Source organism: Chryseobacterium sp. AG844 (assembly GCF_003182335.1).
Classification (GTDB): domain Bacteria; phylum Bacteroidota; class Bacteroidia; order Flavobacteriales; family Weeksellaceae; genus Chryseobacterium; species Chryseobacterium cupriresistens.
On sequence record NZ_QGTV01000003.1, the window covers coordinates 198,586 to 213,017 of the forward strand.

12 protein-coding genes are annotated in these 14,432 nt (G+C 39.2%); 10 read left to right on the top strand and 2 right to left on the bottom strand.

All coding sequences use genetic code 11. From position 1 onward, the window contains the following. Nucleotides 1-99: 99 nt before the first annotated feature. From lat to DEU40_RS04805, 7 genes are all read left to right on the top strand, one after another. On the top strand, nucleotides 100-1,425 hold the full coding sequence (gene lat, locus DEU40_RS04775; protein ID WP_110008773.1) for an L-lysine 6-transaminase: 1,326 nt from the start codon (nucleotides 100-102) through the stop codon (nucleotides 1,423-1,425). Nucleotides 1,426-1,486: 61 nt separating this feature from the next. Continuing rightward, complete coding sequence (locus DEU40_RS04780; protein WP_110008774.1) at nucleotides 1,487-1,717, top strand: DUF2007 domain-containing protein; 231 nt, start codon at nucleotides 1,487-1,489, stop codon at nucleotides 1,715-1,717. A 173-nt stretch (nucleotides 1,718-1,890) separates the two neighbouring features. Continuing rightward, complete coding sequence (locus DEU40_RS04785) at nucleotides 1,891-2,403, top strand: GNAT family N-acetyltransferase (protein WP_110008775.1); 513 nt, start codon at nucleotides 1,891-1,893, stop codon at nucleotides 2,401-2,403. A 116-nt stretch (nucleotides 2,404-2,519) separates the two neighbouring features. Next, nucleotides 2,520-2,975, top strand: coding sequence for a hypothetical protein (locus DEU40_RS04790; RefSeq protein ID WP_034694378.1), 456 nt, complete (start codon nucleotides 2,520-2,522; stop codon nucleotides 2,973-2,975). A gap of 1 nt (nucleotide 2,976) precedes the next feature. Further along, nucleotides 2,977-4,164: an efflux RND transporter periplasmic adaptor subunit gene (locus tag DEU40_RS04795; protein WP_110008776.1), complete on the top strand. Its 1,188-nt coding sequence runs from the start codon at nucleotides 2,977-2,979 to the stop codon at nucleotides 4,162-4,164. Beyond that, entirely contained in the window at nucleotides 4,164-7,310 is a 3,147-nt protein-coding gene (locus DEU40_RS04800) for an efflux RND transporter permease subunit (RefSeq protein ID WP_062670038.1), read from the top strand. The genes DEU40_RS04795 and DEU40_RS04800 overlap by 1 nt, the downstream gene beginning before the upstream one ends. Nucleotides 7,311-7,401: 91 nt before the next feature. Beyond that, nucleotides 7,402-8,817, top strand: coding sequence for an efflux transporter outer membrane subunit (locus tag DEU40_RS04805; protein ID WP_110008777.1), 1,416 nt, complete (start codon nucleotides 7,402-7,404; stop codon nucleotides 8,815-8,817). A gap of 87 nt (nucleotides 8,818-8,904) precedes the next feature. On the opposite strand, the gene DEU40_RS04810 is transcribed toward DEU40_RS04805, so the two are convergent. Continuing rightward, on the bottom strand, nucleotides 8,905-9,885 hold the full coding sequence (locus tag DEU40_RS04810; RefSeq protein WP_110008778.1) for a BtrH N-terminal domain-containing protein: 981 nt from the start codon (nucleotides 9,883-9,885) through the stop codon (nucleotides 8,905-8,907). Between the two features lie 168 nt (nucleotides 9,886-10,053). On the opposite strand from DEU40_RS04810, the gene DEU40_RS04815 reads away from it, so the two are divergent. From DEU40_RS04815 to DEU40_RS04825, 3 genes are all read left to right on the top strand, one after another. After that, complete coding sequence (locus DEU40_RS04815) at nucleotides 10,054-10,542, top strand: GNAT family N-acetyltransferase (RefSeq protein WP_110008779.1); 489 nt, start codon at nucleotides 10,054-10,056, stop codon at nucleotides 10,540-10,542. Nucleotides 10,543-10,544: 2 nt separating this feature from the next. Next, nucleotides 10,545-11,024 carry a MarR family winged helix-turn-helix transcriptional regulator gene (locus DEU40_RS04820; RefSeq protein ID WP_110008780.1) on the top strand — a complete coding sequence of 160 codons (480 nt, stop codon included), beginning with the start codon at nucleotides 10,545-10,547 and terminating at the stop codon, nucleotides 11,022-11,024. A 118-nt stretch (nucleotides 11,025-11,142) separates the two neighbouring features. Then, nucleotides 11,143-11,724 carry a YdeI/OmpD-associated family protein gene (locus DEU40_RS04825; protein WP_110008781.1) on the top strand — a complete coding sequence of 194 codons (582 nt, stop codon included), beginning with the start codon at nucleotides 11,143-11,145 and terminating at the stop codon, nucleotides 11,722-11,724. Between the two features lie 89 nt (nucleotides 11,725-11,813). Here the strand turns inward: DEU40_RS04825 and DEU40_RS04830 are convergent, their stop codons facing one another. Next, nucleotides 11,814-14,423: a TonB-dependent receptor gene (locus DEU40_RS04830; protein WP_110008782.1), complete on the bottom strand. Its 2,610-nt coding sequence runs from the start codon at nucleotides 14,421-14,423 to the stop codon at nucleotides 11,814-11,816. Nucleotides 14,424-14,432: the final 9 nt, after the last annotated feature.

A 14,432-nucleotide genomic window follows, 5' to 3' on the forward strand; every position in this document is an offset into this window, starting at 1 on the left:
AGCACTCAAAAAACATAAAACTTAATAACCTGAATGATTAAACGCTTCATTTTTGGATCATTTAATTATTCATTTATTAAATCACACTACAAATTTATTATGGAACACACATTAGATATAAAAGCAAATAAAGTAAAAGAAACAGTAGGAAAACATGTGTTGGCAGACGGTTTCGATTTTGTGATGGATATTGAAAAGTCACACGGATCATGGCTTTATGATAAACTGACAGACAGAGAATACCTGGATATGTTCTCTATGTTTGCATCAGCATCCATTGGTTACAATCATCCTTACCTTTTGGAAAGATCAGAATGGTTAGGTAGAATGGCTGTTAATAAACCTACTCTTGCGGATGTTTACTCAGAAGAGTACGCTCACTTCCTTGAAGTATTTGAGAGAGTAGTTATTCCTGAAGAATTACAATATGCTTTCTTTATCGAAGGCGGAACTCTGGGTGTTGAAAATGCAATGAAAGCATGTTTTGACTGGAAGACCCGCAAAAACTTTGCAAAAGGATTAGACACTGAAGCAGGAATCTGTATTCATTTCAAACAGGCTTTCCACGGAAGAAGTGGTTATACTTTAAGTTTAACAAATACTGCTGATCCAAGAAAATACCAATATTTCCCGATGTTCAACTGGCCGAGAATTTTAAATCCCAAATTAAAGTTCCCGATTACAGAAGAAAACCTTGAAGAAACTATCAAAAACGAAAACCTTGCTTTACTTCAGATTGAAGAGGCTATTCTGATGAACCCTGATAAAGTGGCGTGTATAATCATCGAACCTATTCAGGCTGAAGGAGGTGACAATCATTTCAGAGACGAATTCCTGATGGGATTAAGAAGAATCTGTGATGATAACGAAATCTTACTTATTTTTGATGAAGTTCAGACAGGGATTGCCATTACAGGGAAAATGTGGGCTTTCCAGCATTTCACAGCGAAACCGGACATTATTTCTTTCGGGAAAAAAGCTCAGGTTTGTGGTGTGCTGGCTAATAAGGAAAAATTTGATCAGGTTCCAAACAATGTTTTCAGGGAAAGTTCAAGAATCAACTCAACATTCGGAGGAAACTTTATTGATATGCTTCGTTTTCAGCTGGTAATGGAAGTGATCGAAAAAGAAAACCTTGTAGAAAATGCAAGAGTAGTTGGAGATTTCTTATTGGAAAGTCTAAAAGCTCTGGCTGAAAAACACCCTGAGAAAATTTCAAATGCAAGAGGAAGAGGCCTGATGTGTGCTATTGATCTTCCTACTGCAGAACAGAGAAATCATATGATGAATGAACTTTTCAAAGATGGATTGATTATTCTTCCTTGTGGAGACCAGTCTCTTCGTTTCAGACCTCATTTGAATGTTACGAAAGAAGAAATCCAGCTTGCTTTAGATAAAATCGAGAGCAATATTAATAAAATTTAAATCCCGGAATTTGTAATTTTAAAAAAAACGTTGTACATTTAGATACTCAAACATTTAGAATATGGAAAGAAGTACGAGAGTATCAGTTTATGAAAGTGATAACCCTTCAGAAATTCAGTTGGTTAAATCTAAATTGGATGACGCACAGATTACAAACACGGTTGAAAATAGCTATCTTACATTTACTACAACGCCAACGGCAACTTCGCTGAAGGTGATGGTAGATCTGGAAGATGAATCCAAAGCATTTGAAATTATTGATGCTTACCTTCAACAAAGTGAAAATCAATAAACAATTTCATAATTTTAAATTTTACTACTTCGAACCGAAAATTAATTTTAATTAATTTTCGGTTTTTTAATTGCAACCCATCAAAAAAATAAATATTTCAAAGATTGAACGAAAAGCAGCAATTCTGATTTTGAATTTTTAAATCATTCAATCTTTTAATCAAATTTTATAACATGAATCCAGAGATTAAACTAAGACAAGCGGAAATTGAAGACAGAAACATTATTTGGGAAATCATTCAGCAATCCATCGAAAGAAGAAGACAGGATGGAAGTACCCAATGGCAGAACGGGTACCCTAATCTCGGGACAGTGGAAAGTGATATTGCCAAAGGATTCGGGCATGTTTTGACCGTAGACGGAGAGATTGCAGTATACGCAGCCCTGATTTTGAATGATGAACCGGCTTACAGTACCATTGAAGGAGCATGGCTAAGCGATGGTGAATTTGTAGTGGTTCACAGAGTGGCCGTAGATGAAAAATTTGCCGGACAGGGAATGGTAAAGAAGCTTTTTGATCAGATTGAAGAGTTTACCAAATCCCATGGAATTCAGAGTATTAAAGTAGATACAAACCATGATAATATTGCTATGCTGAAAATTCTTGAAGGCAGAGGTTATTCCTATTGCGGAGAAGTTCTTTTAAGAGACGGGATGAGGAAAGCTTTTGAGAAGATTATAATTTAGGCAAAAAGTTAAATCAACTTTCATTGAATTTTTAAAACGCCCAGTATTTATAAACTCTATCGGGTTTGTTCGTTTGGTTCTGAACTAATTTCTACTTTTGTTCAAATTTTTATATTATGCACCAAAGTATAGAAATTGATGAAAAAATTTTTCAGGATGCCGTAAAATTTTATGGTACTGTGTTCAGCTTACCTCCTTTAGCATCAAAAATTTATTCCTACCTTCTTTTTGACTATGAGAAAGTAGGAATTACTTTTGACGAGTTCGTTGAAGTGCTCTCCGCGAGCAAAAGTTCTGTTTCCACCAGTATTTCATTACTGCTCAATGCCCAGCTTATCGTAGACCATAACAAAATGGATGAGCGGAAACGGTATTTTTTCATCAATGATGAATACAAAAAGATACGATTCGAGAAAATTGTCCAGAAAATGCAGGACGAACTAAGACTATTAGATGATTTAAACAATTTTAAAAAAAGTAAAGACGATGGATACAACGAAAGAATAGAAGTTTACAAAGCACTCTTAAATAAAAACATAGAAAATATTCAGGAATCTCTTAATAAACTATAAAATGAATAATAAGCTAGTTATACTTTCCATTGCAGCGCTTTCACTGACAGCCTGCAAAAAAGAAGCTCCGAAACAGGATGGTGCCAAGCCATATCCTGTTATCTCAGTGGAGTCAAAAAATATAGTGGGTTATCAGACGTTTCCGGCTACCATCCAGGGTAGAGTAAACAATGATGTACGTGCAAAAATACAGGGATATATTACCCAGGTATTGGTAGATGAAGGACAATATGTTACAAAGGGACAGCCATTGTTTCGTCTGGAAACCAATATCCTGACCGAAAATGCAGCTGCTTCCAAAGCAGGAATCGGTGCTGCAGCATCAAGTGTTGCCGCCGCGCAGGCTTCTGTAAATGCAGCTCAGGTTGAAGTCAACAAACTTAAACCTCTGGTTCAGAAAAATATCATCAGTAACGTACAGTTACAGACTGCTCAGGCTCAGCTGGCTCAGGCTCAGGCACAGCTTCAGCAGGCCAATGCTGCTAAAAGACAGGCAGAAGCCAACTATAAAGGAGTAGAAGCCAACATCGAATATTCTATTATCCGTGCTCCTATTTCAGGGGTAATCGGAAGACTGCCATTGAAAGTAGGAAGTTTGGTAGGGCCGTCTGACCAGACTCCTCTGACAACGATTTCTGATACCTCTGAGATCTACGCTTACTTTGCGATGAATGAAAAGGAATATTTTGATTTCCTTGAAAAATCTCCGGGCGCATCGATGCCTGAGAAAATTAAAAACTTACCAATGGTTGAGCTTCAGCTGGCCAATGGAAGTCTTTATCCTGAAAAAGGGAGAATTGAAGCCATTACCGGCCAGATTGATCCTACAACCGGGACAATCCAGTTCAGAGTTGCTTTCTCGAATGCCCAGAAGTTATTAAGTAATGGGAACAGTGGAACGATCAGGTTCCCTCAGCATTATGACAATGTACTTGTAGTACCTGAAAGTGCTACTTATGAGCAGCAGGGTATTGTTTACGTTTACAAAGTAGAAAAAGGAGATACTGCCAGAAACGTTGTTGTGAATGTTATCGACAGAATCGACAATATGGCTCTTATCAAATCCGGAGTTAATAAAGGTGAAAGAGTTATTGCAGCTGGTATCGGAGGTCTGAAACCGGGAACAGCCGTGAAACCGCAGCCAATTAAAATGGATAGTCTTGTTCAATCAATAAAACCGAAATTCTAATGATAAAAAACTTTATTAACAGACCGGTTTTATCCACCGTAATCTCAATTCTGATTGTGATTCTCGGTGTGCTGGGACTGATCTCGTTACCGGTTACACAGTATCCGGACATTGCACCGCCTACGGTGAGTGTTTCCGCAAACTATACGGGAGCCAATGCCGAGACGGTAATGAAAAGTGTAGTAGTACCTTTGGAAGAACAGATCAATGGGGTGGAAGGTATGGATTATATCACTTCCAGTGCCGGAAACGACGGTTCTGCCCAGATTCAGGTTTTCTTCAAACAGGGAATAGATCCGGATATTGCAGCGGTAAACGTACAGAACCGTGTAGCGAGAGCTACGCCGCTGTTACCTGCCGAAGTAACGCGTTCAGGGGTAGTAACCCAGAAGCAGCAGACCAGTGCGCTGATGTATATGTCTTTCTATTCTGAAAATAAAGACCTGGATGACGTATACCTTCAGAACTTTTTGAATATCAATATTATTCCTAACCTGAAAAGGGTGAATGGTGTTGGAGATGCGAACGTTTTCGGGGGTAAAAACTACTCGATGAGAATCTGGCTTGATCCTGCAAAAATGGCTGCCTACAGTGTAACGCCTACCGACGTTACCAATGCCATTAATGAGCAGAGTAGAGAAGCAGCAGCAGGTTCTATCGGCCAGAACAGCGGTAGTTCTTTTGAATATATCATCAAATACGTAGGAAAATTCAACGATAAGGAACAGTACGATAATATCATCATCAAATCTCTCGCAAACGGACAGAACCTGATGCTGAAAGACGTTGCCAAAGTGGAACTTGCAGGACAGTCTTACACAGGAATCGGGGAGAACGGAAACAATCCTTCCATCAGTATGGGGATCTTCCAGACTCCGGGATCCAACGCACAGGAGATTATTAAAAATATCAAAGCCTATCTGAAATCTGCTGAGGGAACTTTCCCGCAGGGAATCAAGTATACTTTCAACTTCGATACCAACGAATTCCTGGAAGCTTCTATTGAAAAGGTAGTTCATACCCTTATCGAAGCCTTCATTCTGGTATTTATCGTAGTATATATTTTCCTTCAGGACTTCAGGTCTACGCTGATCCCGGCTATCGCGGTTCCGGTATCTATTGTAGGAGCATTCTTCTTCCTGAATCTCTTCGGATATTCATTGAACCTCTTGACTTTATTTGCATTGGTACTGGCTATTGGTATTGTAGTGGATGATGCCATCGTCGTCGTTGAGGCCGTTCACGCCAAGATGGAACATGGTATTTCCGATGCTAAAAAAGCAACAGTAGAGGCAATGGATGAGATTACAGGAGCTATTATCTCTATTACTTTGGTAATGGCAGCAGTATTTATCCCGGTAACGTTCATTACGGGGCCTACAGGGGTATTCTACCAGCAGTTTGGTATTACGCTGATTATAGCCATCATCATTTCTGCGATTAATGCATTAACCCTGAGCCCGGTTTTATGTTCATTATTCTTAAAACCTCACGAAGCGCATCATGCAGAATATAAAAATCTGAACCTTTTACAGAAGTTTTTTTATAAGTTTAATATTGCTTTTAAAACAACTACTGAGCGTTACGGAAGAGGATTTGTATTCCTGTTGAGACATAAATGGGTAACCCTGATTATTTTCGCTGTTACCGGAGGTATTCTGTTCTGGGCAAGCAGCAGCATGAAGAAAGGGTTTGTACCTACAGAAGACAGAGGGATTATCTTTACCGATGTTCAGCTTCCTCCGGGAGCTTCTATGGAAAGAACTTACAACGCATTGAAAACTCTTCAGGCTAAAGCATTGAAAGTGCCTGGTGTTCAGAATGTAACGATTTCAACAGGTAGAGGGTTCTTGTCCGGAAACGGAAGTAACAACGGTCTTGCCTTTGTGAAACTGAAACCATTCGAAGAAAGAAAAAAAGACGGACAGACTTCTGAAGATATCACCAAAAAATTATTTGGAATTGTGGGATCTGTTCCAGATGCAAAAGTAGTATTCTTCCAACCGCCAAGTGTACCGGGATTTGGTAACAGTGCAGGTTTTGAAATGGTATTGCTTGATAAATCAGGTGGAGAATATGCTGATCTGGATGCTAAAACCAATGAATTCATCGGTAAGCTGATGCAGAGACCGGAAATTCAGTTTGCACAGACTTCATTCAATACCAAATATCCTCAGTATCAGATGGAAATTAATGTTCCCCTGAGCAAACAGCTTGGCGTTTCTGTCAATGAAATTCTGGCTACAATGCAGGGGTATATCGGAGGTATTTATACTGCAGACTTTACCAAGTATGGAAAGCAGTTCAGAGTGATGGTTCAGGCTCTTCCTGAAAACAGAAAGAATATTGAAAATCTGAATCAGCTTTATGTGAGAACAGGATCAGGGATCATGACGCCGATCTCACAGTTTGTAACATTGACAAAAGCATATGGACCACAATCCGTAAGCCGTTACAACCTATTTACTTCAGTGAAGGTGACAGGAGCAAACTCTGACGGATACAGTTCCGGGGATGCCATTGCAGCGGTGCAGCAGGTGGCAGATGAAACCCTGAATCAAAACTATGCCGTAGAATTTACCGGGTTAACGAGAGAAGAATTAAATTCAGGATCTCAGACACTTCTGATTTTCGGACTGAGTTTGATCTTCGTTTACTTTATCCTTTCTGCACAGTATGAAAGTTATATCCTTCCGCTGATTGTTATTATTTCTCTTCCTCTTGGGGTAATGGGAGCTTATTTCGGCCAGAAGATCATGGGACTTGAAAATAATATTTACTTCCAGATTGCCCTGATCATGCTCGTGGGACTACTGGCGAAAAACGCAATCCTTATTGTTGAATTCGCTGTCCAGAGAAGGCATCATGGAGAAACGATTGTGATGTCAGCCATCAATGCGGCGAAAGCCAGGGTGAGACCTATTCTGATGACCTCATTCGCTTTTATTTTTGGTTTATTGCCGTTGGTACTGGCAAGTGGAATCGGAGCAGTAGGTAACAGATCTATCGCTACGGGAGCGGCAATCGGACTATTGATAGGAACTGTTTTGGGATTATTTGTAATTCCGGTTCTGTATGTGATTTTTGAAACACTGCAGGAAAAAATCAAACCTATCAAAAAAGAAGATATCAATTTAGCAGAATAAAATTAAGATTTAAGAAATTAGAAGTTAGCAATTAGAGATAAGTCTAAAAACTAACTTCTAACTTCTAAACTCTAACTTCTAATTAAAAATAATGAAGAGTTTATTAAACATCATAAAAGGAATCACTTTTTCAGTTTTCATACTCGGAGCCATCTCATCCTGTATGGCGAGAAAAGAGTATGAAAGACCGAAAAATGTTGTAGACGAAAAACTTTTTCGTACAGACATGCTTCCTTCTGACAGTACGAATATTGCGGATATTTCATGGAAAGAAATATTCACTGATCCGATATTGCAGGGGCATATTTCCAAGGCACTGGAAAACAATCTTGATATCAGAATTGCTTTGGAAAGTATTAATTCTGCCGAAGCGTATCTTAAACAGAGTAAAGCAGCGTATCAGCCGACACTTTCTATCGGACCCAACTATACATTTCAGACTCAGTCTATCAATACCCAGTTTGGGCAGATCATTGGCGAAAGACGTTATGTAAACCAGTTTGACATTACGGCAAGTATCGGATGGGAAGCTGATATCTGGGGCAAATTGAAAGCACAGGAAAAAGCCCAGCTGGCGACTTATTTAGGAACTGTGGCAGCTCATAAAGCCGTTAAAAGCAGTCTGGTGTCTTCCATAGCTTCTGCGTATTATCAGTTGCTGACTTTTGATGCCCAGAAAAGAATTATCACGGAAACAATTGCTGTAAGGGAGAAAAATCTTGAAGCCACAAAAGCTTTAAAAGCTTCCGGATCTCTTACTGAAGTAGCAGTTCAGCAAAGCGAAGCGCTTGTTTTCAATGCCAAATCATTACTGATTGATATTGATACACAGATCCAGCTGCTCGAAAATACAATGAGTCTTTTGATGGGAGAGCCTTCTCATTCTATTGAAAGATCTACATTGGAAGGGCAAAAACTCCCGATCGATTTAAAACTGGGTTACCCGACTCAGCTTCTGGCCAACCGTCCGGATGTAATGAGAGCAGAGTTTAACTTAATGAATGCTTTCCAACTGACGAATGCTGCCAAAGCTCAGTTTTATCCTACTTTAAAACTGACAGGAAGCGGCGGATTGCAGTCTGTGGATATTGACCATTTATTCAGTGTAAATTCATTATTTGCAAATATAGTGGCAGGACTCGCTCAGCCGATTTTAAATAAAAGACAGATTCAGACCAACTATGACGTAAGTCTTGCCAATCAGGAAACAGCTTATCTTAATTTCAGAAAAACAGTTTTGACTGCCGGAAAAGAAGTTTCTGATGCTATCAGAGTTTTCTCTGTTCAGGATTCATTCATTGAATTGAAACAAAAAGAACTGGATGCCTACAAAAAATCAGTAGACTATTCCCAGGAGCTGGTGAACTATGGGATGGCCAACTATCTTGAAGTATTGAATGCAAGTGTGAATTCATTGAATGCAGAACTTAACATTTCCAATGCAAGATACAGTAAAATGAAAGCAGCCGTAGAGCTTTATCAGGCTTTGGGCGGAGGCTGGAAATAACCGTTTCAGCAATGTAATATCATAAAAACGTATGTCAGGAATGGCATACGTTTTTTATTTCAAACTTAAAGAGTTTGCAAAAAATAGCTAGAGTGTCGCCAATATTTCCATCACTTTTTTCTCTTTTTCAGATATCGTTTTTAAAATATCCGAAGCCTGTTGAATATATTTTATTTCCTTTGTCTGGCTCACTTTTTCAAACAGCTGAGATACATTTGTCCAGAGTCCGGCAATTTCAGTGAAGGCTTCATAGCCTGTGTTCAGCGGATCAAGTTGAATCAGTTCGTTACTTTCTTTCAAAAAATCACGGTATAAATTCCTGAACAGCGCACCTCCGGTTCCTGCTTTTTCCATTAGTAAAGCCGCTTGCTTAAATTCTCCTTCAATATCTTTACTTGTATTGAACCATTTGATAATTTCAGCACTTGTTTTTAAAATCCCTTTGTAAGAAATATTGGTAATGGGTGGATTTAGGTATTCGGCCGCATTATTTCTGATTGCGGCGGATATGGCTTTTTTCAGATCAAAATTTATATCGGTTTTTCTGAGGGTATAATACAGATTTTTGGAAGCCATCGGGCCTTTTTCAGCCCTTGCTCTTGCCAGGCTTTTTAAAGATGTCTGTACCTGGCTGCCCTGTTGTCTGGTATCAATCAGGAAAGCATTTTCATCATCATAACCATAAATGGCGGCATAATGTCCTGCAAAATGGAAAGGATTTGAGAAATATTCCAGATGATAACAATCCATTTTCAATCCTACTGCCTGTCCGTCATTGAGAAGTTCTTTAACCTGATCCCAGGCTTTTTGCTGTGAAGAAGTTTCCTTTACGGTTAATTCAAGATTCAGATTTCTGGCTAAATTTTGAGTGAGCAGGTCAGGTTTTATCCGTCCTCCGATGAAAGGGAAGTCCATTGTTTTCATGTTCCAATAGATAAAGCCCAGCCCTTCACCCAATCCGAAAAGCATTGGTTCGGAAAGGTCGATTCCGATTTGTTGTAATAATGTTCCCGTAGCGGTCGTTTCACAATGCTGACCGTTAAAAGGCTTTATGTTTTCTATTTTCATTGTTAAAGTGAAGTTTTGAATGGTATTAATTTTTTGAGAAAATTACATAAATATCATCATGTAGAAATTCCGGCTTTGAAAATTTAGTGTTAAAATTTTTTAAAGAGTAGAATTGACTTGTATTTATGTATTCAACTACGTAGTTTTGTACTTTAAAAAGTAAACACTATGAAATTAGAAATACAACCCATAGGAAATTCTTATTCAGAGGAAGCCATTGATTTGATTTTGACGATCCAGCAGAAAGAGTTTAATATTCCGATTACGATAGAAGATCAGCCTGACCTTTTGCAGATAGAAAGTTTTTACACAGCAGCCGGAGGTAACTTTTGGGGTGCTTTTGCAGATGGTGAACTGGTAGGTTCTATAGCATTGGTTAAATTTGACGAAAGGGCAGGAGCCATCAGGAAAATGTTTGTTAAAAAGGAATTCAGAGGAAAAGAACTGAATATTGCCCAGAAATTACTGGAAGTTTTAATTTCTTTCTGCCATGAAAACAGAATTGATGATCTATATTTGGGAACCATAACGGTACTGAAAGCAGCCCAGCGTTTCTATGAAAGGAATCAGTTTGTAAAGATTGAAAAAAGCAATCTTCCTGCGAAATTTCCTTTAATGAGTGCCGATGATGTTTTTTACCACTTAAATCTTAACTGAATATGAATGTAATCAACGAAGCAGGAATTCTTGCCATATCCACAAGGCTGCACCGCCTCAGTGAACAATTGAGGAAAGACGGAGCATTGATTTATAAAGCATTTGGAATTGATTTTGAGCTGAAATGGTTTCCGGTTATTTTTACCATTTATAAAAAAGAAATAGCAAGTGTAGTAGAAATAGCCAACGAGATCGGTTATACCCATCCATCCACCATAACACTGCTCAAAGAAATTGAAAAGCAGGAGTTGATCCAATGGGAAAAAGATAAACAGGACGAGCGCAAAAGGCTTTTTAAACTCACTTCAAAAGGGCAGGAGCTCATTGAAAAAATGAAACCCGTTTGGGAACTGATGTCACAGGTTTTAGGTGATATTTCCGACAATAAAAATAACCTGCTGACTGCCATTGATGAAGCAGAAGAGAAAATTGCCAATCAGTCTTTTTACCAAAGAGCGATGCAGGTGAAGAACTCGAAGTAAATTTAGGTGTCATTTCAGATCTGGCTGTTCGGCTGTTATGATAAATTAAATATTTAATACTGACAAACTATTGTCACTAAAGTATTTTAATTTTACATCATCAATAAAATAAAAAGCTATGGTAAAAATTGCAGAGAAACAAACTTTTCATGTCAAAACAAGGGAGGACTGGCGGCAATGGCTGGAAGAGAATCATCATACAGAACAATCGGTATGGCTGATCTGCAATACCAGAAAATCCAATTTACCCAATGTTTCCTGGAGCGAACTGGTAGATGAAGCGCTTTGTTTCGGCTGGATTGACAGTACAAGAAAGACTATTGATGAAGGCTCGTTTATGCAGTTATTCAGCAGACGCAAGCCGAAGAGTACCTGGTCTAAAATCAATAAAGAGAAGGTTCAGAAGCTGATAGAAAATAATCTGATGATGAAAGCAGGATTTGAAACCATCAGAATTGCCAAAGAAAACGGCTCCTGGACTATTTTAGACAGTGTGGAAGACCTGATAACTCCGGAAGATCTGAATGAAGCATTTAAAATTCATGAAGGCTCTGAAGCCTATTTTCAAAGTTTGAGCAAGTCCATAAAAAAAATGATGCTGCAATGGATTGTGTTGGCCAAAAGACCGGAAACCAGAAAAAACCGTATAGATGAAATCGCGGGACAGGCCGCTCAGAACAGGAAGCCTAAAAACTTTTAATTTTTTATTGATGATTAATAGATATAAAAACAGGCTGTTCCAAAAAGGAGCAGCCTGTTTAATAGTTTCATTATTGAAATGATATTGTATTAGAATCTCAAAGTCGCTGCAACGGACCAGGTTCTTCCGAAACCAAGGAATCCTGTATTACCGTCTGCAACACCCTGATATACTCTGCCAGCTTCCTGATATGTTTTTCCGGCATCAGGGCCATTGGCAATTTTATCGCCCGCGAAGATATTGGAGCTTAATTCAGAAATATAATATTTGTTGAATAAGTTGTAAACGTTTGCTCTCAATGTCAAAGATTTTTTCGCATCAAGCGTGAATTTGTAAGAAGCTCCTACATCAAATAGGTGATAGCTTGGCAATTTTACAATTCCTTTTTCTCTTGCCGCTTCAGTAAGGAAGTTGATCGGGTTGAACTGAGCATACAGCTTGTCATAATATTCCCAGTTGGCATCGATACTGAAAGCTTTGGTAATATTGTAATCTGCTCCGATGCTTGCTGTTGTCTGTGCCGCATCTCCAACCTTCAGGTCTTTGATATTAATCATTCCGGTTGCTCCTGCTATTTCCTGATTGTTCTGAACATCAAGAATATTGAAGTTAGCGTTTCCTTTATATTTCCAGTTCCCCAATGATACCATTCCTCTCAGTCTAAGATTAGCGAAAGGTCTTGCTTTGGCTTCCAATTCGATTCCCTGGTGTAGTTGCCCAACGTTCAATGCATTATAGAAATAAGCATTTCCAAGGGTTAACTGAGAGAATTTGGAAACATCTGCAGCCGTAGCATTGAATGTTCTTGAAATAAATCGGTCATCCCACTGTGTTCTGTACGCATTGATGTTCACGTCCACATAACGGGATTTGAAACCGTAACCTAATTCCACAGAGAAGATTCTTTCATTCTTGGCATCATTGTAAATATTCTGGTTTGAAGGGAATAAAGCATTGAATAGAGGCTGTCTTGAAATGACTCCAGTATTGAAAAATACATTGTGGTGATCGTCAATATTATAGTTGGCACCTCCTTTTACAATATAACCTGTTTTGTGATACCATTTTGTTTCCTGATTCCCTGGAGTGTACAGCATATAATCTCTTCTCTTGTAATATTGCTCGGAAACAGATCCTTGAACGGATGCACTTAGCTTTTCAGAGCTGTACTCAACCATTCCGTAGATCCCTGCCCATTTTACAAGACCTTCGTTGTGTATGGATACTTTCTGAGCATCTTTAAGCTTGGTAAGCGGCTCCGGTTTTACGGTTTGATTAATATAATATCCTTTTGGAGCATTGGCTGTAGTAGGAACAAATAATGCATCTGAACCAAGCATATCGGTTACGATGTCATACAATGCCCCTTTGTACGTTTTAAGATCGATACCTCCGTTGAAAGTCCAGTTGTTCTTTTTGTAATTAAGGTCTGCAATTACACCATACCAGTCATGAGCATTGATACTCTGCTTTCTCACGATACCAGTGGTTCCGTTCAGAGTAGAGACGTATTGGCCGTTATAATCACCGGAAGATCCTGCAGGTGCCGTAAAGGTAGATTTCTGGAAAGTATTTCCGTTATAATCTGTTACCATACCGCCTCTGTTGTAGCGATAAATCATATCCCAGTTGATCGTACCATCTCCGCCAGCACCATAATTCATGAAATTCATGGTTTGTCCGGCTGCGTTTTTGATAGAACCGTTAAGTCCGGTACCGCCGCCGCCGCGTCCCCATGAGCCGTAAACCACTGTAGATAATTTCAGGTTGTCATTCATGGTCCAGTCCCAGTTCAATGATGCGATAGGCTTATGATAGAAATTAGGAGCTAAATTGAATTGAGAACCATTCAGCATTCCTGTTTGAGGGTTATATCTTCTTCCGTAAGTTCCAAATTGCTGTAAAGTGGCAACATTGGCTCCGGTTGCAGAAGACCTTCTCGTATCGTGTACCTGTGGTGCTCCGGTTGCAATTAAATTGAATGCATGTTTGTCATTAGGTTTAAATCCTGTTGAGAAAAACCATGAGTAACCTTCTCCTTTTGTTCCGTTGATGTATCCGTCACCTTGCCAGCGGGAAAGCAATACGGTTGTTCCCCACTTGTTTTTTAACCCTGAAGAGTACATGGCAGAAATTCTGGAGTAGTTATCGTTTCCGACTTCTCCTTTGATCATTGCTTTTTGCTCAGAATCGGTAGCTTTGGTTACAATATTGATCGTTCCTCCAACAGAAGGTACTACAAATTTGGAAGCACCCAATCCTCTCTGAATCTGAATATTGCTGGCAATATCAGCCAAACCGGTCCAGTTGGACCAATACACGGTACCTCCCTGCATGTCATTCACCGGCTGTCCGTTGATGATCACAGCAATGTTAGCTCCGTCAAAACCTCTCATGTTGATTCTGCTGTCTCCGAATCCTCCACCTACTTTCGTTACGTAAACGGATGGAGTAGACTTCATAATTTCAGGGAATTCTCTGTTTCCCAGTTTCTCCTGAATTTCTGCAGCCTTAATGTTGGAAACCGCAACAGGTGTTTTTCTCTCTTTGGCTGTTTGGGAAAGGTTTCTACCAACCAACATAACCTCATCAATAGATTTGGATTTCTCTAAAGAATCCTTCGTACTCTGCCCATAATAGATGGCGGCCGTAGGTAATACAAGCGCTATAATTAGTCGCTTTTTAAAAGTAATGCTCATGAAATAAAC

What these genes read in the sequence shown, in the direction of transcription:
- lat (WP_110008773.1), top strand. Translation starts at nt 100, where the DNA reads ATGGAACACACATTAGATATAAAAGCAAATAAAGTAAAAGAAACAGTA.
- DEU40_RS04780 (WP_110008774.1), top strand. Translation starts at nt 1,487, where the DNA reads ATGGAAAGAAGTACGAGAGTATCAGTTTATGAAAGTGATAACCCTTCA.
- DEU40_RS04785 (WP_110008775.1), top strand. Translation starts at nt 1,891, where the DNA reads ATGAATCCAGAGATTAAACTAAGACAAGCGGAAATTGAAGACAGAAAC.
- DEU40_RS04790 (WP_034694378.1), top strand. Translation starts at nt 2,520, where the DNA reads ATGCACCAAAGTATAGAAATTGATGAAAAAATTTTTCAGGATGCCGTA.
- DEU40_RS04795 (WP_110008776.1), top strand. Translation starts at nt 2,977, where the DNA reads ATGAATAATAAGCTAGTTATACTTTCCATTGCAGCGCTTTCACTGACA.
- DEU40_RS04800 (WP_062670038.1), top strand. Translation starts at nt 4,164, where the DNA reads ATGATAAAAAACTTTATTAACAGACCGGTTTTATCCACCGTAATCTCA.
- DEU40_RS04805 (WP_110008777.1), top strand. Translation starts at nt 7,402, where the DNA reads ATGAAGAGTTTATTAAACATCATAAAAGGAATCACTTTTTCAGTTTTC.
- DEU40_RS04810 (WP_110008778.1), bottom strand. Translation starts at nt 9,885, where the DNA reads ATGAAAATAGAAAACATAAAGCCTTTTAACGGTCAGCATTGTGAAACG.
- DEU40_RS04815 (WP_110008779.1), top strand. Translation starts at nt 10,054, where the DNA reads ATGAAATTAGAAATACAACCCATAGGAAATTCTTATTCAGAGGAAGCC.
- DEU40_RS04820 (WP_110008780.1), top strand. Translation starts at nt 10,545, where the DNA reads ATGAATGTAATCAACGAAGCAGGAATTCTTGCCATATCCACAAGGCTG.
- DEU40_RS04825 (WP_110008781.1), top strand. Translation starts at nt 11,143, where the DNA reads ATGGTAAAAATTGCAGAGAAACAAACTTTTCATGTCAAAACAAGGGAG.
- DEU40_RS04830 (WP_110008782.1), bottom strand. Translation starts at nt 14,423, where the DNA reads ATGAGCATTACTTTTAAAAAGCGACTAATTATAGCGCTTGTATTACCT.